The following is a 21,469-nucleotide window of genomic DNA, read 5'->3' as shown; positions in this document are numbered from 1 at the left end:
TTCCTCACTTGACGTCGGAGGCCTTGGGGCTCCACTGGGCGAGGTCGGCGGGGATCTCGGTGACCGTGCCGCCCCAGGCCTTGGTGAGGTTGGAGACGTTGTGGAGGATGGAGCCGATGTAGGTCTCGCCGTCGGATCCGGGAGTCCCCAGGGAGTCGCCGTAGAGGGCCTCGTCACCGATGACCGCCTTGACTCCGGCGACCTCGGCGACCTTCTGGATGGACTTGGGGTTGTTGGAGTTCTCAGCGAAGATGGCCACGGCTCCGGAGGACTTGACCTTGTCCGCGGTCTGCTGGATCTTGTCGGCGGTGGCGTCCTGCTGGGCGTTGAAGTCGGACAGGGCGGCACCCTCGAACTTCACGCCGAACTCCTTGCTGAAGTAGCCGAAGGCGTCGTGGCTGGTGAACAGGACCCGCTTGTCCTGGGGTACCGAGTTGAGGGAGCCTGCGGCCCATTCGTCGAGCTTCTTGAGCTTGGCGACGTAGGCGTCCACGTGGCTGCGGAAGACACCGGCCTGGTCGGGGGCGGCCTTCTCCAGGGCGGCACCGATGTTGGTGACCTGGACGATCGCGTTCTTCGGTGAGGTCCACACGTGCGGGTCGAAGCGGAACTCGGGCTCGCTCTCCCCCTCCTCCGGCGGGAAGGGCCACTTGGCGACCTCGACCTTGGCGCTGCCCCGGTCGACCTTGTAGGGCTTGGCCTCCTCCTTCTTCTTCTGGGCGGCCAGGTCATCGACGTCGGCGGCCCCAGCGACCCCGGAGGTCACCACCATGGTGCCCTTGAAGCCGGAGGAGTCGACGGCGGAGTCCAGGAAGTGCTCGAGGTCGACGCCGGAGACGAAGAAGAGATCCGCCTCGGACAAGGCCTTGGACTGGGCCGTGGTCATGTCGTGCTCATGCGCTGAGGCGTTGGGGGCCAGCAGGCAGGTGAGCGTGAGGTGGGACGTGGCCTTGGCTGCGTCGGCTCCGAAGTGCTGGGTCTTGCCGTCCGCGCCGGTGCGGTCGAAGGAGAGATCACTGGAGGCGTCGCCGCTGGCGAGCTGGGTGATGTAGTCGCAGATCTGCGTCGTGGAGGCGACCGCCTTGACCGTTCCCGCGGCGTCGGCCGAGGTCGAGCTGTGACCACAGGCAGCCAGGGCGGGAGCGGACAGGGCGAGGCAGGCAAGCGCCGCGGCGCTGCGGCGACTCATACTGGGGATGGTTCTCATAGAGCCGAGTATAGTTTCGGAGACCCGAAACTTGGCAAGTTGAGGCGATCCTTCCTACTGCATACCGAAGGGGACACGACGGGCCCGGCTGCTATGCCGGGCCCGTCCGTGAGGTGCGGTAATGTGCGACGACGCACGGTTCCCTTCAGTCCTCCAGCCCCTCCAGGACGGCGGCGCTGGCGGACAGGCCCAGGCGGTTGGCTCCGGCCTCGACCATGGCCAGGGCGTCGGCGGCGGTACGGATGCCGCCGGAGGCCTTGACGCCGAGGCGCTCTCCCACCGTGGCGCGCATGAGGGCGACGGCGTGGGTGGAGGCTCCACCGGCGGGGTGGAAGCCGGTGGAGGTCTTGACGAAATCGGCCCCGGCGGCCTCGGCAGCGCGGCAGGTGGAGACGATCTCCTCATCGGTGAGGGCGGCGGACTCGATGATGACTTTGAGGAGGGCACCCCGGCAGGCCTCGCGCACGCCGTGGATGTCCGCCTCGACGGCGTCGGCGTCACCTTCCTTGACGAGGCGGAGGTTGACGACCATGTCGATCTCCTCGGCGCCCTTGGCCAGGGCGTCGGCGGCCTCGGCGGCCTTGACGGCGGTGGCGTGGGCGCCGGAGGGGAAGCCGCAGACGGTGGCCACGTGCAGGTCGTCGGGAACCTCCAGCGGCAGGAGGCTCGGGGAGACGCACACGCTGTAGGTGTTCAGGTCCGCGGCCTCGGCGATGAGCGCGTCGACCTGGGCAGTGGTGGCCTCGGGCTTGAGGAGGGTGTGGTCGATGAGGCGGGCGATCCGGGCGCGCGTGGTCATGGGGGTCCTTCCTGGTGGGCAGTCACGACATCATGTCCCGACCCGTTTCATCCGGGCAACGTCGACTCGGCCCGGCGCAGGACGCGAAGCGCCCACGCCTGCAGGACGAGCGGGATGAGGAGAACTACCGGGAGCCATAATCCGCGCAGGCCATACAGGCCGATGGCGAAGGGAACCGACAGGATCGCCACCGCCCCGAGGACTCCGACGGTGAAGATCATGATCGCCAGGGCTCGCTGAATATCCCGGAGACTCTCATCATGGCTGACAGTCGACATCAGGCACCGCCCTTACCGGAAAGTAGATTCGCGTATCTGGTTCCCAACCTCTCGGGCCATAAGAATACTCGCCATGGTCAGTTCTCGGGCGCGATGACGGCGAGGACGCGGGGCCAGTTGCCGAGCTCGCGGGGGCCGGGGCGGTGCGGATCGCGCGGGGCAGTCAGGTCGAGGGGGCGCACGGCGCCGCTGGAGGGCTCGTAGACGTGTGCGCTCCCCTCACCGGGGTCCTCCTGCCCGACGGTCCGCCAGGGCAGGGCCAGGACGTAGTGGCGAGGCACGGCCGGGGTGCGTGCCAGGGACGTGCGCAGCCTCGTCCTCGCCGTGGGCTCGCCCTCGGAGACGTCGTCGAGGACGAGCGGGCCGCCGGTGACCAGGATGACCGGGAGTCCGCCTGCCAGCGCATCTCGGATCGAGGTGACCTCACTGCCCCAGGCGGGGCCGTGGTCGCTCACCCACCTCACCGTGTAACGACGACGCCCTCCGCCCGGAGTGCAGGTGCTCGCAATGTCGGTCATCTGCCGGGCCACGGACCAGGGCGTGGAACCCAGCGCCTTCGGCCAGGGCAGGACCCCCAGACCGCGGACATTCATGGCCCGTTGGAGACGCAGCTGCTGGCGGGACAGGACGGAGACCAGCTGTTTGCCCTCCCGGCCGGGTGGCGAGGGGGTCATCTCCTGGGCGAGGTCATCCGTCACCGCTGCGCGCTCGCCGGGCGCCAGGAGCAGTCGGGCGGCCAGGAGGCAGGTGGGCCCGCAGGTGGTGGCGTCGGTCTGGGTCAGGGTGATGGCCTGGCCCGCCTGGGCGAGGCGGCCCACTCGCAGCCGGGAGTTGACGGCTCGGGCGACGATGGCGGGCCCCACCGGCCGGGGCGTGGTCATCCGATGCGCTCCAGGATGACGCCGCGCTGACGGCGGGCCACGGCGTCGGCCGCTTCCAGCGATCCGGCCTCGGAGATGACGATGCCGCCGGCGAGTGCCTCCCGGGCGCGGGTGAAGCGCTCGGGGGTGGCGGTGTGCAGGGTGAGCAACGGTTGGCCGGCGCGTACCTCGTCTCCCGGTTTGGCGTGCATGGTGACGCCGGCGACGGCCTGGACCGGGTCCTCCTTGCGGGCCCGCCCGGCCCCGAGGCGCCAGGCGGCCACCCCGATGGCGAGGGCGTCCAGGGTGGTGAGGACCCCGTCGGCCGGGGCGGTGACGGTCTCGGTCTCCGGGGCGAGGGGCAGGGGTGCGTCCGGGTCACCTCCCTGGCGGGAGATCATGTCGCGCCAGATGTCCATGGCGCGCCCGTCGGCCAGGGCGGCGCGGGCCTGGCCCTCCTCGACGGGTCTGCCGGCGGCGGCGCACATCTCCAGGGCCAGGGCCACGGTGAGGTCGACGACGTCGGCCGGTCCCCCGCCGGCGAGCACCTCGAGGGACTCGGCGACCTCGAGGGCGTTGCCTGCGGTGCGCCCGAGCGGGGTGGACATGTCGGTGAGCAGGGCGCGGGTGGTCACGCCGGCGTCGGTGCCCAGGGCCACCATGGTGGAGGCGAGCTCGCGGGCCTGGCCCAACTCCTTCATGAAGGCGCCCGAGCCGACCTTGACGTCCAGGACGAGGGCGCCGGTCCCCTCGGCGATCTTCTTGGACATGATCGAGGAGGCGATCAGCGGCACGCAGGAGACGGTGGCGGTGGTGTCGCGCAGGGCGTAGAGGCGCTTGTCGGCGGGGGCCAGTCCCGCCCCGGCGGCGCAGATGACGGCGCCGGGGCCGTCGGCGCCGAGCATCGCCGCGATCTCCTCGCCCGTGAGGTCGGCCCGCCAGCCGGGGATGGACTCCAGCTTGTCCAGGGTCCCGCCGGTGTGCCCGAGCCCGCGTCCGGACAGCTGGGGGACGCTCACGCCGAAGACGGCCACGAGCGGCGCCAGCGGCAGGGTGATCTTGTCCCCCACTCCCCCGGTGGAGTGCTTGTCCGCTGTGGGGCGGGTCAGGCCGGAGAAGTCCATGCGCTCTCCGGAGGCGATCATGGCGTCGGTCCAGCGGGCGATCTCGGCCCGGCTCATGCCGCGCAGGTAGATGGCCATGGCCAGGGCGCTCATCTGCTCCTCGGCGACGGCGCCGCGGGTGTAGGCGTCCACGACCCAGTCGATCTGGGCGTCGGTCAGGGTGGCGCCGTCGCGCTTGGCGGCGATGACGTCGACGGCGTCGAAGGGCTCGACGGCGGGCGTGGCGGGGACGGTCACGGGGTTTCTCCTCCATCTGTGGCTGCTGGTCAGCCGGCCCTCAGCTCTGCGGGCCGACGACGCGTTCGACGTCGTCGGCGCAGAAGCGGTCGGGCAGGACCTCGTCAATAGTCATCCTCCCTGAGGGCATGGCCAGCACCATACCGTCGGCGGCGTGCTCGCTCAGGAGCTGGCGGCAGCGCCCGCACGGTGCCAGGGCCCGGCCGTGGGCGTCCACGCAGGCGAAGGCGACCAGGCGGCCTCCCCCGGTGCGGGTGAGCTCGGAGACGAGGCCGCACTCGGCGCACAGGGTGACGCCGTAGCCGGCGTTCTCCACGTTGCATCCCGAGACGAGTCGGCCGTCGTCGACCAGGGCGGCGGCACCGACCTTGAAGCGGGAGTAGGGGGCGTAGGCGTGGGTCATGGCCTCCACGGCGAGCTCGTGCAGGGCCCGCCAGTGGGCGTCGGTCAGTTCGGTGGGCACGATGCTGCTCACGGGTAGGGCACCCCCTCGGCGGCCGGCGCACGCACCTTGCCCACGAATCCGGCCACCGCCAGGATCGTGACGATGTAGGGGATCATGGAGATGATGTCCGGTGAGACCGAGCTGCCGATGACCGGCAGGGTCTGGGCCACGGAGGTGGCGAAGCCGAAGAGCAGGGCCGCCCCCAGGGAGCCCAGGGGCCGCCAGGCGCCCAGGATCATGGCGGCCAGGGCGATGTAGCCGTTGCCGGCGGTCATGTCGTTCTCGAAGGACAGGCCCGAGCCGACGGTGAAGAAGGCCCCTCCCAGTCCCGCGAGCGCCCCGGCCAGGGCCAGGTTGGCCACGCGGGTGCGCATGACGTTGATGCCGACGGTGTCGGCGGCCTTGGGGTGCTCACCGCAGGCCCGCAGCCTCAGCCCCCACCGGGAGCGGAAGAGCATGACGGACAGGACTGCCACGGCCGCGTACATGAGGTAGACGAGGATCGTCTGGCGGAAGAGGACCGGCCCGATGATCGGGATCCGGGACAGCAGCGGCACCGCCAGGGTGGGCAGGCGCAGGGCCCGGTTGAGGCTGGGGCTGGAGGACAGGAAGGTGGAGAACAGGAAGCCGGTGAGCCCGGAGACCAGGACGTTGAGGACGACGCCGACGACGATCTGGTTGACCCGGTAGCGCAGGCCGAACAGGGCCAGCAGGAGGGCCACGAGGACTCCGGCCACGGGGGCGGCCAGGATCCCCACCCAGGGGTTGGAGCAGGCCGAGGCGACGACGGCCCCCAGGAAGGCCCCGCCCAGGAGCTGGCCCTCGATGGCGATGTTGATGGTGCCCGAGCGCTCCCCGATGATCCCGGCCAGTGAGCCGTAGACGAGGGGGACGCTCAGTCCCAGCGCGGAGGACAGGATGGTCACCAGGGGGATGACGCCGCGGCTTCCGGCCCCTGCCCAGGCCAGGAAGGCCAGGACGAATCCGATGCCGATGAGGATGACGGCCCAGGTGGGGATCCTGCGGCGGCGCCGGGCCCGGTCGAAGGCGACGGCGGTGGCCGCCGCGACGATCCCAGCGGCGGCGAGGATGACCAGGCGCGCGTTGAGCTCGGGGGCACCGAGCCGGAAGAGGTCGGAGGAGGCGGTCAGGTCGAAGGTCGTCGAGCCGCGGGCCCCCAGAGCCATGAGCCCCTGCAGGAGGAGCACGACGACGCCAGTGATCGGGATTTTCAGATCCATGGGCGCCAGCGCCGCGGGTGCGGAGGCATCCGGTGCGGTCGCGGCGTGAGAGTCGGCGGAAGCGGTTGATGCGCTCATGGCTCAGGCCTCCTTCGCGGCGGGAGCGGCCGGGGCTGCGGCCGGCACTGAGGCGGGGGACGGGGCGGTGCCGCCGAGGGTGTCGCGGCGCTCCGGGAGCCGGAAGATGGCCCGGATCAGGGGCGGCGCGGCGATGAACAGCACGATCGTGGACTGCAGGACCAGGACGATCTTGATGTGGGTGCCCGGGGCGGCCTGCATGGCGGTGCCCCCGGCGCGCAGCGCCCCGAAGAGCAGGCCGGCCAGCACGGTCCCCAGGGGGCGGGAGCGGCCCAGGAGTGCCACCGTGATGGCGTCGAAGCCGATGGTGCCCACGACGGACTCGTCCATGCTCTTCTGGGTGCCCAGGACCGGCGCGGTGGCGGCCAGCCCGCACAGGGCGCCGGAGATCATCATGACCAGGCTCGTCACCCAGGGAACGCTCATGCCTGCGGTGCGGGCGGCGTCGGCGTTGAGGCCGGTGGCCCGCAGCTGGAAGCCGAGGCGGGAGCGCTCCATGAGCCACCACACGGCCACGGCGACCAGCAGGGCCAGGAGGAAACCGGCGTGGAGGCGGAAGGAGTCGCCGGCCAGTGAGGGGTACTGGGCGGCATCCGCCACGGTCAGGGACTTGCGGTTGCCGGTCTCCCCCTCCCCGTTGAAGGCCTTGAGGCTGAGCACCTGGGACAGCAGGTGGGCGGCGATGGAGTTGAGCATGATCGTCACGATCACCTCGTTGGCGCCGGTGCGGGCCTTGAGGACGCCGGCGATGCCGCCCCACACCAGTCCTCCCAGGGCCGCCCCGACGACGGCGACGAGCAGGTGGGCCACCGGGGGCAGGTTCCAGGCGATGCCCACGTAGCAGGCGGTGATCGCCCCGAGGATCATCTGCCCCTGGCCCCCGATGTTGAACAGGCCGGCACGGAAGGCCACCGCCATGCCGAGCCCGGCGATGATGAGCGGGGTGGCGTTGGTCAGAGTGTCGGTGATGGGGCGGATCATGCGCACGCCCGTCGTGGCGCGCCAGTCGAAGACGGCGCCGCGCAGCAGGGAGCTGTATGCCTCGCTCAGGGTGGAGGCGGTGGCGTGGAGGAAGTCGCCGGGACGGTTGAGCAGGTAGGTGGCGGTGTAGCGCACCTCGGAGTCAGCCGCGAGGATGAGGATCGAGCTGAGGATCAGGGCGGTCAGGACCGCGAGCAACCCGACGACGGCCGGTGAGGAGGCGACCTGCCGCAGCAGGGCGGCCTGGCCGCTCGGGCCGTGCTTGGTCTGCTCCTCGGGGTGGTCCTCGGACGGGGGCGTCGGGGTCGCTTCGGTGCTGGAGCCGGTAGTGGGGGTGCTCATCGTGTCTGCTCCTGAGGGTCGAGGGCCTGCTCGGCGGGGGTGCCGGCCATCATGAGGCCCAGGGCGTCGCGGGCGGTGTCGGCCGGGACGGTGCCGACGATCCGTCCGCGGTACATGACGGCGATCCGGTCGGCCAGGGCGTAGATCTCGTCGAGCTCGGAGGAGATGATGAGGACGGCGGTGCCCGTGTCGCGCTCGGCGACGATGCGCTGGTGGACGAACTCGATGGAGCCCACGTCCAGGCCTCGGGTGGGCTGGGAGGCGACGAGGACCTTGAGGGGCCGGGAGAGCTCACGGGCGAGGATGGCCTTCTGCTGGTTGCCTCCCGAGAGGGTGGAGATGGCGTCGTCGACGTCGGTGACGCGCACGTCGAACTCCTCGCGCATCCGGTGGGCGGCGTGGCGCACGCGCGTCGGGGACAGTGACGGGCCCCGCCCCAGGGAGGGGTCGTCGTAGCGGTCCAGGACCATGTTCTCGGCGACGGAGAGCTCGGCGACCATGCCGTCGGTGGTGCGGTCCTCGGGCACGAAGCCCAGTCCGGCTCGCAGGCGGCGGCGCACCGTGTGGCGGGTGACGTCCTGACCGTCGAAGGCGATGGAGCCGGTGGTGGGCGGACGCAGCCCGAGGATGACCTCGCTCAGCTCGGTCTGGCCGTTGCCCTGGACGCCGGCGATGGCGAGGATCTCGCCGGCGCGCACGTGCAGGTCGATGTCCTCAAGCAGGGTAGTGCCGTCCTCGATGAGGCTGATGCCCTCCAGGGTGAGCCCGTCGTCCCCGGGGGCCGCCGGGGGCTTGTCCACGGTCAGGGAGACGTCGTGGCCGACCATGAGGCCGGCGAGCTCGGCGGCCGAGGCGGTGGGCTCAGCGGTGCCGACGACGCGGCCGCGGCGGATGACGGTGATGGTGTCGGCGACCTCGCGAATCTCGCGCAGCTTGTGGGTGATGAAGACGATGGAGGTGCCCGAGGCCTTGAGCTCGCGCATGATGGTGATGAGCTCGTCGGTCTCCTGCGGGGTGAGCACGGCGGTGGGCTCGTCGAGGATGAGGACCTTGGCGTCTCTGGCCAGGGCCTTGATGATCTCCACGCGCTGCTGGACGCCCACGGGCAGGTCCTCGATGAGGGCGTGGGGGTCGACGTCGAAGCCGAAGCGGCGGGAGATCTCGGTGACCTTGGCCGCGGCGGCGCCGGTGTTGAGGAGCCCCAGCGACCCAACCGGCTCGTAGCCCAGGGCGACGGACTCGGCCACGGTGAAGACGGGCACGAGCATGAAGTGCTGGTGGACCATGCCGATGCCTGCGGCCACGGCGTCGCCCGGACCGGAGAAGGTGACGGGCTCGTCGTCGATGAGGATCTCTCCGGCGTCGGGCTGGTGGAGGCCGTAGAGGACGTTCATGAGCGTGGACTTGCCCGCGCCGTTCTCGCCCAGGAGGGCGTGGATCTGGCCGGGTTCGACGGTTAAGTCGATATGGTCGTTGGCCACGAGCGGCCCGAAGGCCTTCGTGATCCCGCGCAGCTCAAGCTTCACAACAGGCTCGCTTCCGGGTGGCGGTGGAGGCTCGGGGCGCCGGCCCCGGCCGGGCGGTCAGGAGGGGTCGTAGGGGGTGGAGACGTCGAGGGACCCGTCGATGATCTGGCCTCGCAGCTCCTCGAGCCTGGCCTTGACCGGCGCCGGCACCCGGGAGTCGAAGTCGTGGAAGGGTGCGGCGGCCACCCCGTTGTTCTTGAGGGTTCCGATGTAGGGCTCGGAGGAGAATCTCCCCTCGGAGGCGTTCTTGACGGTGTCGAAGACCGAGTTGCCGATCTCCTTGACCACGGAGGTCATGATGATGCTGCCGTCACCGGAGGAGGTGTAGCCGTCGGAGTCGACCCAGATGACGGCGTTGGTGCCCCCGGCGTCGTTCTTCTGGCGCACGGAGGACAGCGTGCCCTGGCCGACGGGGCCGGCCACCGGCATGATGATGTCCGCACCCTGGGAGATGAACTGCTCGGTGATGGCCTGGCCCTTGGCGGCGTCGGTGAAGTTGCCGACGAAGGAGCCGCCCTTGCCGGTGGTGGTGTCCCAGCCCTTGACCTGGACCTGGGCGCCGGTGTCCTGGTTGTAACGGGCCACGCCCTTGGCGAAGCCGTCCATGAAGATCTGGACGGTGGGCAGGGGCTTGCCGCCGTAGGTGCCCACGACCCCGGTGCGGGAGGTACCGGCGGCGGCGTATCCGGCCAGGTAGGCGGCCTCGGCCGTCTTGAACAGCAGCGGCTTGGTGTTGGGCAGGGTGGCGGGCTTGCCGTCGGCGCCGATGAAGGAGGCGTCGATGAGGGCGAACTGGATGTCGGGGTTGGCCTTGGCCGACTCGGTCAGGTCGGCGGCGATGTTGAAGCCGACGCCGATGACGAGCTTGCAGTTCTGCTGAATGAGCGCGTAGATGTTGGTGGCGTAGTCGGCCGAGTTCTCCGACTGCACGGCAATGGTCTTGACTCCCAGTTCCTTGCCGGCCCGATCCAGGCCCTTCTTGCCGGACTCGTTGAAGGAGTGGTCGTCGAATCCGCCCTCGTCGGAGAGCATGCAGGCGGTGAAGTTCTTGGCGCCCTCGAGGTTGCGGGCGGGCCGCTGGGCCGGTGGCGTCCCGCAGGCGGCCAGGGCCAGGGCCACGGCCGCGCCGAGCGTCATCGCGGAGCAGGCCTTCTTCATGGAAACCTCCGTGGTTCTCGCGTGCGACGGGGGACACATTCGAGTGTCAAGGATAGGCGAGAACCTCCCATTCTCACACCACGTGTTCCACCGGGATGAGCACGTGATCGTCGTGGTTTCAATGAGGGGCCCGGCACCAGAGGGCTGTCTTCTTCCGGCGCCGGGCCCTCAAAGGGCCGGCTGACCGACCCCGATTGCCGCTGCGTGCCCTACCGACAGGGGCGGCGAGGCTGCTCGCGGCAGATCGGGTGGCGTCCGGCGTCGTCTGGTCGCAATGCACGAGGCCCGGGTGCTACTGGAGGAAGGATGGGGGTACTCCAGGTAGGGAGGGCCTTCGTGCAGTACGCACAAGCCTTGGCCAATGGCTCCCGCCCCTCGTGGAGTAGGGGCGGCTCTCACAAGCCCCGGGCCGGAGCCGACGTCGGACCACAACCTCCAGGCCCCGATCAGGAGCCGAGCAGGGCCAGTGGGGTCGAACCTGGGGTGAGGGCGTCGGGCTGCGCCGCGAGAACCCCGCTGAGCCGACGCCGAAGGCAGCCCAGTGTCCACAGCGCTGACATTAGCGAACCCGCCACGGAAGCGGCCGGTGAGGATCGTTGAAATTCCGCGGTTTGCCCTCGGCGTGCGGCGCCAGAGCGGAGCTAATGTCAGCGCCATGGACATTGGCGAGACGCCGGACCTCTTCCATCGACCCACCATTGCCTTCGGGGCGGCCAGCCATACCCGGAATCACGCCCGCGTGGGCGTTTCAGAAGTCGAGGGGACAAGACGGTCCCCGGTGCAGTGGTTCGGCTAGAGCAGGTCCTCTCGGCCGGCCGCCTTGAGGACGTCGACGACGCTCTTGACGTCCTGGGCGCGCTCGGGGGTGGTGACCAGGAGGGCGTCGGGCGTATCGACGACGACGGCACCCGGCACTCCCAGGAGCACCACCGTGCGTCCGGAGGTGGAAACGATGAGGGCGCCGTCGGAGTCGAGGGCCCGGATCTCTGCGCGCGGGGCGGCGTCTCCGACGGTGCCAGTCCCGGCAGTGCCCGTTCCGGCAGAGCCGTCGGTGTCGTCGGTGTCGTCGAGCACTCTGGCACCGGTGGCCGGGCCCTGGGTGCGCGGCGGGACGAGGTCGGTCAGGGCGTCGAATCCACCGACGTCGTTCCAGCCCATGGAGACCGGCACAGTGGCCACTCCCCCGGCGGCGGCCACCGGCTCGGCGATGGCGTGGTCGATGGCGATCTTCTCCAGGGCGGGCCAGCGCTCGGCCAGGACCTCCTCGCGCTCGGGGGCGTCCCAGACGGCGGCGATGGCCTCGATGCCCTGGGCCAGCTGGGGCCTGAGCTCGGCGAGGTGGTCCAGGAGGACGCCGGCGCGGACCACGAACATGCCTGCGTTCCAGCGGTAGTCGCCGGTGGCCAGGTAGGCGGCGGCGGTGTCGGCGTCGGGCTTCTCGGTGAAGCCCAGGACCCGGCGTCCGTCGGGGGCCCCGGGCACGTCGGTGGGGTCGCCGGCGTGGATGTAGCCGAAGGCGGTCGAGGGGCCGGTGGCCTCGATCCCGATGGTGACCACCCAGCCCTGCTCGGCCAGGAGAGCGGCCTGGCGGACGGCGTCGGCGAAGGCGACCCGGTCGGCCACGGTGTGGTCGGCGGCGAAGGAGCCGACGACGGCGTCTCGCCCGTGGCGGTGGGCGATGACGGCGGCGGCCAGACCGATGGCCGCCATGGAGTCTCGCGGGGAGGGCTCGGCCAGGAGGTTGTCGCGCGGAACGCTCGGGAGCTGGTCGGCCACGGCGGCGATGTGGGCGACGCCGGTGACGACCGTCGTCGTCGCGGTCACCGGCGCCAGGCGCTCAACGGTGTCCTGCAGGAGGCTGCGGCCGACCCCGGTGAGGTCGAGGAGGAACTTGGGGCGCCGGCGTCGGCTGAGCGGCCACAGCCGGGTGCCCGCACCTCCGGCGGGAATGATGGCGTGAATGGCCGGCGCCGAGCTGTCGGGCTGTACGGCGCGATCGGGCTTGCCAGGGTTGCCAGAAATCTCAGTCACCGCCACAGGCTATCGTCCCGGCCCGCCGCCTGTTCACCAGGTCGGGCTCACGGCAGCGCCGGGACCCGGCCTTCACGGGATCGGCACCGGGGGGACGTAGTCGGGGTGCGCCGTCGGGTCCGCCTCGAGGCTGCCGGTGATGGACTGGCGGGGCCAGGCCAGGGTCTCGGGCACGGAGAGCGTCACGTAGTTGGGGCGCTCGTGGGCGTGGACCTCGTCGGGGTGGTCGACGTCGCGGGGCAGCGGCGGGTTGGCCATCCAGGCCGCCACGAGCAGCACGACGCGGCTGGTCAGGTGCAGCCACAGGATGAGGACGGCGATGGCCGCGAAGGAGGCCAGCAGCGGGTTGCGCGTCACCGAGCCGACCGCCCCGGTCCCCACCTGGCGCAGCACGCCCAGGGCGAAGGCGCCCAGCATGCAGCCCTGCAGCAGGTCGCGTCGGGGAGGGCGGATGCCGCACACAGTGATGAGGAGCGCCAGGACACCGGTGTCGATGAGGAAGGAGAGCATGAGCGTCATCACCCACGCCCCGGTTCCGGTCAGCGACTGCGGCAGGCCCAGGGAACGACCGACGCTGCCCGACAGTGTCGTCGTCACCACCGAGGCGATGGCCGTCACCAGCACTCCGGCCACGATGACGAGGAACCCCGCGATATTCGCCAGCTGCCCGATCACCGGCCTCATGACGGGATTGACCAGTCCGAACATGGCCCGCAAGGCGATCTTGAGAGTACCCATGAGGCTGATGACGGAGTAGATGAAGGCCCCGGCCGCCAGCACCGATCCCAGGTTGAGCGCCGAGGGAAGGGTCAGCTGCTCGACCGAGACCAGTCCCTTGCCGTTGCCGGTGTCGATGACACCGGGCAGCAGTGAGTTGATGGAGTCCACGACGGCGGCCCGGATGGTGGGGTGCTGACCGAGCATCGCCATGAGCATGCTCACGCCGATGACGAGGACGGCGAAGACCGAGAACATACCCGTGTAGGCGATTCCTCCGGCCATGAGCGCGCCTCGCGCCGTGCCGTAGCGGATCAGGGCCCGGCCGACCCGCGTGCGCCGCCCGGCCTCCAGCAGTTCCTTGACGCGCTCGATCACACCGAGACCACCGGAGTCGTCGGGGGCACCGACACTGCGGGCACAGCAGTGTCGGCGGAGGCGTCAGGGGCCAGGGAGCCCCCGAAGGCGAAAGCGGCCACCACGTCCCAGCCCCCTTCCGAAGCCGAGCACCGGCCACCGCCGTGGCCGGCGGGCCGGCTGCGGTGTCGGTAGAGATGAAGCTCGGTGACGGTGAAGTTCATGGTCAGGTCCTCGCCCTTCCTCGCCGCGGTGTCGAGGCCGTCCTCAGCAACCTCGTGAGCCAGGGTCACGTGCGGGTGGAAGGGGAAGCTGAGCGAACGGGCCAGGGGTCCCCGGCGGTCGCGCACCCGCACCTGAAGACGGTCGCACTCCTCGGCGCCGCTGCGCAGCCCGAGGTAGACCACGGGGCTGACGGGCCGAAAGGTGCCGACCTCGTCCAGCCGCACCTCGAAGGGGCTCGTCCCAGCAGCCACGTTGCGCAGGTGCCGCATGACCTCGTCGAGGGAGTCGACGTCGACGGCCGTGGGCGGCAGCAGCGTGATGTGGGGCGGCACGACCTCGGCCAGAGGATCCCCGGCGGCCTCCCGCACCGCCCGCACCTGGGCGGCGTAGTGGGAGGGCAGGGCGATGGCCACACCGATGACGCACTGGTGCGCGTCTGGTGCGGGGATCTGCATGACTCCTGGGCTCCTACGGGATGACTGGTTGATCGGGCTGATGTGAGTTCCTGCGTCCGGAGAACGCATGACCACGAGGGCGACCCGAACACATTACCGTGTCACACCCCCGTTATCCCAGCCGGGAGCGCAGCACGAGCGGGATATAGTGTGCCATGACCGACCGAACGGGTGGAACGGCCGCCACCACCGCCGCCTGTGCGACTCTGTGCGGGAACGTGCGGACATGGCGTTTTCGACGTCGAGGTCTGGCAGACTGGGCCCATGCAACCCGGCCCCTCAGCCTCCGCCGTCGGATCGCCCCGCCCGGCCCCGATGCTCGCCCGTCAGCGCCAGGAGCACATCCTGGAACGGGTCGCGGCCACCGGCGGGGTCCGGGTGGCCGACGTCGTCGAGGAGCTGGGTATCTCCGAGATGACCGTGCGCCGTGACATCACCGAGCTCGTCACCCAGGGGCTGGTCGAGCGCGTCCACGGCGGGGCGGTGGCCGCCGGCCCCACCACCCTCGAGCCGCGATTCACCGCCAAGTCGACCCTCAACCTGGAGGCCAAGCGCCGCATCGGTCAGGCCGCGGCCGCCATGGTCCGCCCCGGGGACTCCCTGGCGCTGTCGGCCGGGACCACCACGCTGGCGCTCGCCCAGGCCCTGACCGAGCTGGAGCACTTCCCCACCCTGACCGTCATCACGAACTCGCTGCCCGCCGCGCAGGTGCTCTTCGACGCCGCCGACGCCGCCCGCGCCGAGAACCGCGACGCCCCCACGGTGGTCATCACCGGCGGCGAGCGTACGCCGTCGAACGCCCTGGTGGGACTGGTGGCCATTGACGCACTGAGCACGATGCGCGTGGAGTGGGTCTTCCTGGGCGCCCACGGATTCACTCCCGAGGCCGGGCTCATGACCCCCAACCTGCAGGAGGCCTCCGCCAACCAGGCGCTGGTCGCCGCCGGACGCACGGTGGTGGCCACGCTGGACTCCTCCAAGTGGGGGGTCCTGGGGCTGCGCTCCTTCTGCGCCACCCGGGACATCGGGGTCCTGGTGACCGAGGCCGAGCCCGACGCCGACGGCGTCGACGCCCTGCAGCAGGCCGGCACCCGCCTGACCATCGCCACCTGACCCCGTCCCGCGGGCCTTTCCCTTCCACAGCCTGTCCGCCCACTCACAACAACCCACCACAGGAGAACACGATGACCAACGATGCTCCCGTCTTCGCCCCTGCACTGAGCCCCCAGGAGGGCGCCGAGGCCGCCACCGCCCTGTTCCGGGAGGTCTTCGAGGCCGAGCCCGACGGCGTGTGGTACGCCCCCGGGCGCGTCAACATCATTGGCGAGCACACCGACTACAACGGCGGCCTGGCCCTGCCCATCGCCCTGCCCCACCGGGCGCACCTGGCGCTGCGGCGCCGCGAGGACCGCGTCGTGCGGCTGGTCTCCCCCCAGACCCGGGAGAAGGTCGACGTCATGGACCTCGACACGATCGGCCCGAAGGGAACCCCCGGGGAGGTGGCGCACTGGGCCTCCTACATCGCCGGCGTCGCCTGGTCCCTGGAGCGCGACGGCTTCGAGAACCTGCCCGGCTTCGACGCCGCACTCGTCTCCTGCGTGCCCCTGGGAGGCGGACTGTCCTCCTCGGCGGCCCTGGAGTGCTCGGCCGCCGTCGCCATTGACGAGGTCGCGCACCTGGGCATGGCCGGGACTGCGCAGGAGCCCGACGACGCCGGGCGCGCCCGCCTGGTGACCAACTGCGTGCGCACGGAGAACGAGATGGCCGGGGCCCCCACCGGCGGCATGGATCAGTCGGCCTCCCTGCGCTGCCGCGAGGGGCACGCCCTGGAGCTGGACTGCCGCGACGGCTCGGTGACCCACGTGCCCTTCGACCTGGCCGCCGAGGGCCTGGCCCTCCTGGTCATCGACACCAAGGCCAAGCACTCCCTGGACGACGGCCAGTACGGGGCCAGGCGAGCGGCCTGCGAGCGGGCCGCTGAGATCCTCGGGGTGGAGCTCCTGGCGGACATCGCGATCGAGGACCTGCCCGGCGCCCTGGAGCGCCTCGCGGCCACCGACGGCGACGAGCTGGTCAAGCGCACCCGCCACGTTGTCACCGAGATCGACCGCACCCGCCGGCTCGTGGCGCTCCTGCAGGACGGGCAGCCCCTGCGCGGGGAGAAGCTCGCCGAGGCGGGCAGGCTCATGGACGCCTCGCACGAGTCACTGCGTGTGGACTACGAGTGCACCTGCCCCGAGCTGGACGTGGCTGTGGAGGCGGCCCGCGCCGCCGGCGCCCACGGGGCGCGCATGACCGGCGGCGGATTCGGCGGCTCGGCGATCGCCCTGGTGGACGCCGACGCCGTCCACGACGTGGCCCGCGCCGTGGCCGAGGCCTACCAGCGCGAGGGCTTCAACCCGCCGGCCTTCCTCGACGCGGTTCCCGCCGCCCCGGCCGGCAGGCTCGCCTGAGCGGCCTGGGGCACCGCTGAGCCTCCACGCCTGACGGCCATCAGTCCTCTCCAACCTCGGTTGGAGAGGACTGTCAGCATTCCTCCTTCAGGATGAGGTCAGACAACCGCCTGTGCCGTAGTCTCTGCGCGTATTAATCAGGAGCCCGGGGTCCCTACCCGGTTCTGATCCCGCCGCCTTCCATGGAGGACGCCGTGAAGCGCTTCGTCTGGCCCGCCCTCAAGACCCTCATTGCGGTGATCGTCGCCGTCGCCCTGGTGAAGATCGCTTTCTTCCCCTCGCAGGGCGACGGGACGACCGCTGACATCTCCCCGGGTTACGCCGCCGACGTCAAGACCGTCCCCGTGACCAAAGGCAGCATCTCCAACACGGTCTCGGTCAAGGGTCACATCGTTCAGGACGCCACGGTCGAGGTCCAGGCCGACCTGGCCGGCGTGGTGGACTCCGTCGCCGTGGAGAAGGACACCCAGGTCAGTGCCGGTGACCCGCTGCTCTACATCAAGCACTCCGAGTCCCAGCCCCCGGTGACCAAGACCGATGAGAGCGGCAACGTCACCCAGACCCCGACCGAGGACAAGGTCACCTGGTCCACGATCTACGCCCCCGTCAGTGGCACCGTGACCCCCAAGGTCCTCAAGCAGCAGGAGACCGGCGTCGGCGTCGTCGTGGCCACCATCACCCCCGCGACCTACTCGGCCACCGGCACCGTCAGCGCGGCGCAGCAGTACCGGCTCACCAACGCTCCCACTGCCGCGACCCTGACCCTGGAGGGGGGCCCGGCACCCTTCCAGTGCAACAACCTCAAGGTCGGCACCAAGGCCTCCACCTCCACGACCACCGGTGGGGACGGCTCGACGACGACTACCTCCGGTGACGGCACCAGCGTGGAGATGCGCTGTGCGGTTCCCGGCGACCAGAAGGTCTTCGCCGGAATGCCGGTGACCATCAGCGTTGACGCCGGCAGCGCCTCAGAGGCCCTGATGGTTCCGGTCACCGCCGTGGAGGGCAAGGTCGGCTCGGGCTTCGTGTGGCTGGTGCCCGAGTCCGGGGACGCCTCCAAGGCGGTCAAGACCGCTGTGAAGCTGGGGATCACGGACGGTACGAACATCCAGATCACCGCCGGTCTCAAGGCCGACCAGCAGGTCCTGCAGTTCGTCCCCAACAAGGACACGCGCCGCACCGGGACGCCGGACACCTGCGAGCCGGACAACTCCGCCTGCTACGACTCCGAAGGCAAGGAGATCCTGTGAGCGGGCTGCTGGAGCTGCGGGAGATCACCCGTACCTTCACCGTCCCCGACTCCGAGCCCCTGCACATCCTCACGGGAGTCAACCTGAGCGTCTCCCCCGGTGAGCACGTGGCCATCGTGGGACGCTCGGGAACGGGAAAGTCGACTCTGCTCAACATCCTGGGTCTCATCGACAAGCCGACATCGGGCCACTACACGCTCTCGGGCACCGACACCTCCCGGCTCGGGGAGAGTCGCCGCGCCCACCTGCGGGGGCAGACCTTCGGCTTCGTCTTCCAGTCCTTCAACCTCATCCCGGGACTGACCACCACCGAGAACGTGGCCGCTCCCCTCCTGTACGACACCGGCAGGGCCTTCTGGACCCGCAGCACACGAGCCGCCGAGCTGTTGGAGGCCGTGGGCCTGGGTGACAAGGTGGGCTCGCCCATCTCGCGCCTGTCGGGAGGCGAGCAGCAGCGGGTGGCCATCGCCAGGGCGCTGTCGCGCCGCCCCAGCGTCATCCTGGCTGACGAGCCCACCGGCGCCCTCGACGTCGACACCGGCAACTCGGTCATGACGCTCCTGGAGCGTCAGTGCGCCGAGAACGGTGCCGCCCTCATCATCATCACGCACGACCTGGCCGTGGCCGGCCGCGCTCACACCCAGTACCGGCTCGATCACGGCGCCCTCACCCCGATCTCCGTCATGCGTCGCAAGGTCGGCAGCCTGGAGGAGTTCGGTGAGGTCGTCACCACCCCTCCGGCATCCCCCTACCCGTCCGCGCCCACCAGCCACGAAGGAGCCTCATGAACGGCATTCTCACCGGATTCTTCGGCGCCATCGTCGAGGCCTGGGCCCAGCTGCGCATCGGCAAGCTGAGGGTCCTGCTGTCGCTGGTGGGCGTGGCGGCGGCGGTGGCGGCCATGACCTTCGTCATCGCCCTGGGGCAGGTCTCCGTCGACGCCATCAACAAGGTCAGCGAGAAGTACACCGGCCGCCCGGGCACGGTGACGATCAACGTCAGCCCCACCGGAAAGGGCCTGGACCAGGCCCTCCAGGCCGACGACGCCCCCGAGTCGAGCACCGGCGCAGACTCAGGTGCCAGCGGCGGCAGCAGCGACGGTGCGGGCGGTACCGGCGGCGCAGGCGGTGCGGGCGCCGCAGGGGGCGCTGGTAGCGCGGGCGGAGGCTCCACGACCAGCGCTGCGACCGCGGCGAAGATCTCCTCGGCGATGAACAGCTTCGTCGAGCGCTACGAGGTCAAGTCCTGGGCGACGACCTACACCTCCAACGTGCGCTTCTCCTTCCCCGACGGCGCTCGGAGCGTGCCCACCCAGACCGTGAGCCTGAGCTACGGGCTCCTGCACCACAAGACCGTCTCCCAGGGGCGCTGGTTCACCGCGCAGGACGAGGACGACCTCTCCCCGAGCATGGTCGTCACCCAGGGCTTCCTCGACGCCCTGGGGATCCAGCAGCTCACCGAGCCGGTCACCATCACCTCCTTCTCCCCGGTGCAGACCTCCTTCACGATCGTCGGCGTGCTGGAGGCGGAGGACCTCTCCCTCATGGGCTGCAGCGGCGACCCCGAGCGGGACGCGGGCCTGCCGTGCACCCAGCCCGTGACCGCCTTCGCCCTCAACACGCCCTATGAGCACTGGCTGCCCAAGGACGCCGCCCGCCCCGCCCCCACGCTGGAGATCTGGGCCGGTCAGGACGGCGCGAAGGAGGTCGCCAGCCTGGCCAAGAAGGACCTGGACGCGCGCTTCGGTCAGGGCTCGACCCAGGCCGAGGACAACCTCCAGGGCGGCGGCTTCAGCTCCAGCGCGAACACCTTCACCCAGGTGGTCACGGCCGCCGGCGTGTTCGTCATGCTGCTGGGGGCCCTGAGCCTGGTCAACATCTCACTGGTGACCGTGCGTCAACGCATCCACGAGATCGGGGTGCGGCGCTCCTTCGGGGCGACGAGCCGACGCATCTTCTTCTCCATCATGCTGGAGTCGGTGGTGGCCACCGTGGTCGCCGGCGTCGTCGGCATCGGGATCGCCATCGTGGGGATGCGCGTCATGCCGCTGAGCGCCTTCCTCGGCATCCCGGTGACCACGACCCCGCCCTTCCCCATGGTGGCGGCTGTCATCGGCCTGGTCGCGGCCACCGCTGTGGGCGCGCTGGCGGGCATCATTCCGGCGATCGTGGCCACCCGCATCCGGCCGATCGACGCGATCCGCTACTGAGAAGCCGTCGGGGTCGGGCCGTTCAGGTGCCCGACCCCGACGTGTTCTCCGAAAAGGTCAGCCGCGTCTTCAGCGGTACTCGACGACGAGCGGGGCGTGGTCGGACCAGCGTGAGGCGTAGTCGGGCGCCCGGTCCACGGTGACGCTGTGGGCCCGCTCGGCCAGGGCGGGGGTGAGGACCTGGTAGTCGATCCGCCAGCCGGTGTTGTTGTCGAAGGCCTTGCCGCGTTGGGACCACCACGTGTAGGGCCCCTGCTCCTCGTCCCCCACGAGGTGACGCGAGGCGTCCACCCAGCCGGAGGCGAACCATCCCTCCAGGTGGGCGATCTCCTCGTCCATGACGCCGGCGATCTTGTTGTGGTTGGGCTTCCAGTTCTTGATGTCACGCTCGGAGCGCACCACGTTGAGATCCCCGGCCATGACGACCTGGGGCCCTCCATCACGGGCGGCGGCCAGGAGCTCGGCCATGCGGGCATCGACGAGCTCGAGGTGGGCGTACTTCTGGTCCATCTTCTCGGTGCCCAGCTGGCCCGAGTGCAGGTAGGCGGAGATGACGGTGAGCCGCTCGAGACCGTCGAAGTCGGTGAGGCTCAGGTCGGCCTCGAGCCAGCGGCCGGAGTCGACGTCGGGCTCCTCGGTGCCGGCAGCGGCCACGCCGTAGCGCAGCTCGCCGAGGGTGGCGGAGCCGCCCTCGCGCACGGCGACGCCCACGCCCGCACGTCCCTTGATGCGGCAGGGCCAGATGGCGGCCTCGTAGCCGGGCAGGAGGTCGACGGCGATCTGCTCGTCGGCTCGGACCTCTTGGAGCAGGAGGATGTCGGGGGCGGAGGCGGTGAGCCACTCCCCCATGCCCTTGCGGGCGGCGGCCCGGATGCCGTTGACGTTGACGGTGGCGATACGCATGGCGGCAAGCCTACGCGTTCGGCCCTGAGCCTGAGACGATAGGGGCATGAGCGACGCCGGTAGGAGTGCCAGCACCGTGAGAACTGTTCACGTCCTGGTCCAGGGCACGGTCCAGGGGGTGGGCTTCCGCTACTACTGCGCCTACACCGCCCAGGAGCTGGGGGTGGTGGGGCAGGTCCGTAACCTGCCCGACGGCGACGTCGAGGTCATGGCTCAGGGCGAGCCGGAGGCCGTGGGCCGGCTGATCGCGTGGCTGAGGCGCGGCCCGCGGTGGGCCTCGGTGCGCCGGCTCACCGTCGCCGACCTGCACGCCGGCTGCCTGGATGAGCGCAGGTTCGAGATCACCGGGTGAGAGGATCGGGCCATGGAACCCGACGACGCCCAGGCGCCGCGCAGCGCCCGACGAGTCGGCGCGTGGATGGCGGTTATCGTCATCGCCGCCGTCCTGCCCGTCCTGGCTCAGACCTCGCTGCTGTCCCGTATCAGCACCCTGTTGTGGCTGGCCTCCATGCCGCTGTGCATCCTGGGATGCGCGATGCTGGCCAAGGAGCTGGCGGCGCGTCGCGCCTCCCGGCAAGAGGAGGACTGAGCGC

The 21,469-nt window shown here is 70.6% G+C and carries 21 protein-coding genes; 7 read left to right on the top strand and 14 right to left on the bottom strand.

The window, feature by feature from the left end; translation table 11 throughout:
• Positions 1-4: 4 nt before the first annotated feature.
• The 13 genes from JJJ14_RS03780 to JJJ14_RS03720 form a co-directional block, all read right to left on the bottom strand.
• Entirely contained in the window at positions 5-1,189 is a 1,185-nt protein-coding gene (locus JJJ14_RS03780; protein WP_201445070.1) for a metal ABC transporter substrate-binding protein, read from the bottom strand.
• A 163-nt stretch (positions 1,190-1,352) separates the two neighbouring features.
• Positions 1,353-2,006 carry a deoxyribose-phosphate aldolase gene (deoC, locus tag JJJ14_RS03775; protein WP_201444730.1) on the bottom strand — a complete coding sequence of 218 codons (654 nt, stop codon included), beginning with the start codon at positions 2,004-2,006 and terminating at the stop codon, positions 1,353-1,355.
• Positions 2,007-2,053: 47 nt separating this feature from the next.
• Positions 2,054-2,284 (bottom strand): hypothetical protein, encoded by a 231-nt coding sequence (locus tag JJJ14_RS03770; RefSeq protein ID WP_201444729.1) that lies wholly within the window; start codon positions 2,282-2,284, stop codon positions 2,054-2,056.
• A 77-nt stretch (positions 2,285-2,361) separates the two neighbouring features.
• Entirely contained in the window at positions 2,362-3,165 is an 804-nt protein-coding gene (locus JJJ14_RS03765) for a hypothetical protein (protein WP_201444728.1), read from the bottom strand.
• Entirely contained in the window at positions 3,162-4,505 is a 1,344-nt protein-coding gene (locus tag JJJ14_RS03760) for a thymidine phosphorylase (protein ID WP_201444727.1), read from the bottom strand. The genes JJJ14_RS03765 and JJJ14_RS03760 overlap by 4 nt, the downstream gene beginning before the upstream one ends.
• A gap of 40 nt (positions 4,506-4,545) precedes the next feature.
• On the bottom strand, positions 4,546-4,980 hold the full coding sequence (locus tag JJJ14_RS03755) for a cytidine deaminase (RefSeq protein ID WP_201444726.1): 435 nt from the start codon (positions 4,978-4,980) through the stop codon (positions 4,546-4,548).
• Positions 4,977-6,269, bottom strand: coding sequence for an ABC transporter permease (locus JJJ14_RS03750; protein WP_201444725.1), 1,293 nt, complete (start codon positions 6,267-6,269; stop codon positions 4,977-4,979). The genes JJJ14_RS03755 and JJJ14_RS03750 overlap by 4 nt, the downstream gene beginning before the upstream one ends.
• Before the next feature lie 3 nt (positions 6,270-6,272).
• The gene (locus tag JJJ14_RS03745) at positions 6,273-7,592 is read right to left on the bottom strand and encodes an ABC transporter permease (protein ID WP_201444724.1); all 1,320 of its coding nucleotides are present in this window, start codon (positions 7,590-7,592) and stop codon (positions 6,273-6,275) included.
• Complete coding sequence (locus JJJ14_RS03740; protein WP_201444723.1) at positions 7,589-9,118, bottom strand: ABC transporter ATP-binding protein; 1,530 nt, start codon at positions 9,116-9,118, stop codon at positions 7,589-7,591. Before JJJ14_RS03740 ends, JJJ14_RS03745 begins: the two co-directional genes overlap by 4 nt.
• Before the next feature lie 57 nt (positions 9,119-9,175).
• Positions 9,176-10,276 (bottom strand): BMP family lipoprotein, encoded by a 1,101-nt coding sequence (locus JJJ14_RS03735; protein ID WP_060956554.1) that lies wholly within the window; start codon positions 10,274-10,276, stop codon positions 9,176-9,178.
• A 792-nt stretch (positions 10,277-11,068) separates the two neighbouring features.
• The gene (locus JJJ14_RS03730) at positions 11,069-12,298 is read right to left on the bottom strand and encodes a mannose-1-phosphate guanylyltransferase (protein WP_201445069.1); all 1,230 of its coding nucleotides are present in this window, start codon (positions 12,296-12,298) and stop codon (positions 11,069-11,071) included.
• A gap of 81 nt (positions 12,299-12,379) precedes the next feature.
• Positions 12,380-13,402 (bottom strand): YihY/virulence factor BrkB family protein, encoded by a 1,023-nt coding sequence (locus JJJ14_RS03725; protein WP_201444722.1) that lies wholly within the window; start codon positions 13,400-13,402, stop codon positions 12,380-12,382.
• A complete protein-coding gene (locus tag JJJ14_RS03720; protein WP_201444721.1) occupies positions 13,399-14,061 on the bottom strand; it encodes a 2'-5' RNA ligase family protein in 663 nt (220 codons plus the stop codon). Before JJJ14_RS03720 ends, JJJ14_RS03725 begins: the two co-directional genes overlap by 4 nt.
• A 315-nt stretch (positions 14,062-14,376) precedes the next feature.
• Here JJJ14_RS03720 and JJJ14_RS03715 point away from each other — a divergent pair, with 315 nt between their 5' ends.
• The 5 genes from JJJ14_RS03715 (at position 14,377) to JJJ14_RS03695 (ending at position 19,973) form a co-directional block, all read left to right on the top strand.
• The gene (locus JJJ14_RS03715; protein WP_020991847.1) at positions 14,377-15,174 is read left to right on the top strand and encodes a DeoR/GlpR family DNA-binding transcription regulator; all 798 of its coding nucleotides are present in this window, start codon (positions 14,377-14,379) and stop codon (positions 15,172-15,174) included.
• Positions 15,175-15,245: 71 nt separating this feature from the next.
• The gene (galK, locus tag JJJ14_RS03710; RefSeq protein ID WP_201444720.1) at positions 15,246-16,514 is read left to right on the top strand and encodes a galactokinase; all 1,269 of its coding nucleotides are present in this window, start codon (positions 15,246-15,248) and stop codon (positions 16,512-16,514) included.
• A gap of 182 nt (positions 16,515-16,696) precedes the next feature.
• Positions 16,697-17,764, top strand: a complete 1,068-nt coding sequence (locus tag JJJ14_RS03705) for a biotin/lipoyl-binding protein (protein ID WP_003789614.1) — start codon at positions 16,697-16,699, stop codon at positions 17,762-17,764.
• Complete coding sequence (locus JJJ14_RS03700) at positions 17,761-18,552, top strand: ABC transporter ATP-binding protein (RefSeq protein ID WP_201444719.1); 792 nt, start codon at positions 17,761-17,763, stop codon at positions 18,550-18,552. The genes JJJ14_RS03705 and JJJ14_RS03700 overlap by 4 nt, the downstream gene beginning before the upstream one ends.
• Positions 18,549-19,973, top strand: a complete 1,425-nt coding sequence (locus tag JJJ14_RS03695) for an ABC transporter permease (protein WP_201444718.1) — start codon at positions 18,549-18,551, stop codon at positions 19,971-19,973. Before JJJ14_RS03700 ends, JJJ14_RS03695 begins: the two co-directional genes overlap by 4 nt.
• A 69-nt stretch (positions 19,974-20,042) precedes the next feature.
• Here JJJ14_RS03695 and JJJ14_RS03690 read toward each other — a convergent pair whose 3' ends face one another.
• Positions 20,043-20,876, bottom strand: a complete 834-nt coding sequence (locus JJJ14_RS03690; RefSeq protein ID WP_201444717.1) for an exodeoxyribonuclease III — start codon at positions 20,874-20,876, stop codon at positions 20,043-20,045.
• Between the two features lie 46 nt (positions 20,877-20,922).
• Between JJJ14_RS03690 and JJJ14_RS03685 the strand changes: the two genes are divergently transcribed.
• Together JJJ14_RS03685 and JJJ14_RS03680 are read left to right on the top strand one after the other, a co-directional pair.
• Positions 20,923-21,228, top strand: coding sequence for an acylphosphatase (locus JJJ14_RS03685; RefSeq protein ID WP_101559389.1), 306 nt, complete (start codon positions 20,923-20,925; stop codon positions 21,226-21,228).
• 12 nt (positions 21,229-21,240) lie between these two features.
• Positions 21,241-21,465 carry a hypothetical protein gene (locus JJJ14_RS03680; protein WP_101559390.1) on the top strand — a complete coding sequence of 75 codons (225 nt, stop codon included), beginning with the start codon at positions 21,241-21,243 and terminating at the stop codon, positions 21,463-21,465.
• Positions 21,466-21,469: the final 4 nt, after the last annotated feature.

Source organism: Actinomyces sp. HMT 175 (assembly GCF_016694895.1).
GTDB lineage: Bacteria > Actinomycetota > Actinomycetes > Actinomycetales > Actinomycetaceae > Actinomyces > Actinomyces oris.
This window is presented reverse-complemented; position numbering and strand designations above follow the sequence as displayed.

Coding starts and splice junctions, on each gene's coding strand:
- JJJ14_RS03780 (WP_201445070.1), bottom strand. CDS start 1,189: ATGAGTCGCCGCAGCGCCGCGGCGCTTGCCTGCCTCGCCCTGTCCGCT.
- deoC (WP_201444730.1), bottom strand. CDS start 2,006: ATGACCACGCGCGCCCGGATCGCCCGCCTCATCGACCACACCCTCCTC.
- JJJ14_RS03770 (WP_201444729.1), bottom strand. CDS start 2,284: ATGTCGACTGTCAGCCATGATGAGAGTCTCCGGGATATTCAGCGAGCC.
- JJJ14_RS03765 (WP_201444728.1), bottom strand. CDS start 3,165: ATGACCACGCCCCGGCCGGTGGGGCCCGCCATCGTCGCCCGAGCCGTC.
- JJJ14_RS03750 (WP_201444725.1), bottom strand. CDS start 6,269: ATGAGCGCATCAACCGCTTCCGCCGACTCTCACGCCGCGACCGCACCG.
- JJJ14_RS03745 (WP_201444724.1), bottom strand. CDS start 7,592: ATGAGCACCCCCACTACCGGCTCCAGCACCGAAGCGACCCCGACGCCC.
- JJJ14_RS03735 (WP_060956554.1), bottom strand. CDS start 10,276: ATGAAGAAGGCCTGCTCCGCGATGACGCTCGGCGCGGCCGTGGCCCTG.
- JJJ14_RS03720 (WP_201444721.1), bottom strand. CDS start 14,061: ATGCAGATCCCCGCACCAGACGCGCACCAGTGCGTCATCGGTGTGGCC.
- JJJ14_RS03715 (WP_020991847.1), top strand. CDS start 14,377: ATGCTCGCCCGTCAGCGCCAGGAGCACATCCTGGAACGGGTCGCGGCC.
- galK (WP_201444720.1), top strand. CDS start 15,246: ATGACCAACGATGCTCCCGTCTTCGCCCCTGCACTGAGCCCCCAGGAG.
- JJJ14_RS03705 (WP_003789614.1), top strand. CDS start 16,697: ATGGAGGACGCCGTGAAGCGCTTCGTCTGGCCCGCCCTCAAGACCCTC.
- JJJ14_RS03695 (WP_201444718.1), top strand. CDS start 18,549: ATGAACGGCATTCTCACCGGATTCTTCGGCGCCATCGTCGAGGCCTGG.
- JJJ14_RS03690 (WP_201444717.1), bottom strand. CDS start 20,876: ATGCGTATCGCCACCGTCAACGTCAACGGCATCCGGGCCGCCGCCCGC.
- JJJ14_RS03685 (WP_101559389.1), top strand. CDS start 20,923: ATGAGCGACGCCGGTAGGAGTGCCAGCACCGTGAGAACTGTTCACGTC.
- JJJ14_RS03680 (WP_101559390.1), top strand. CDS start 21,241: ATGGAACCCGACGACGCCCAGGCGCCGCGCAGCGCCCGACGAGTCGGC.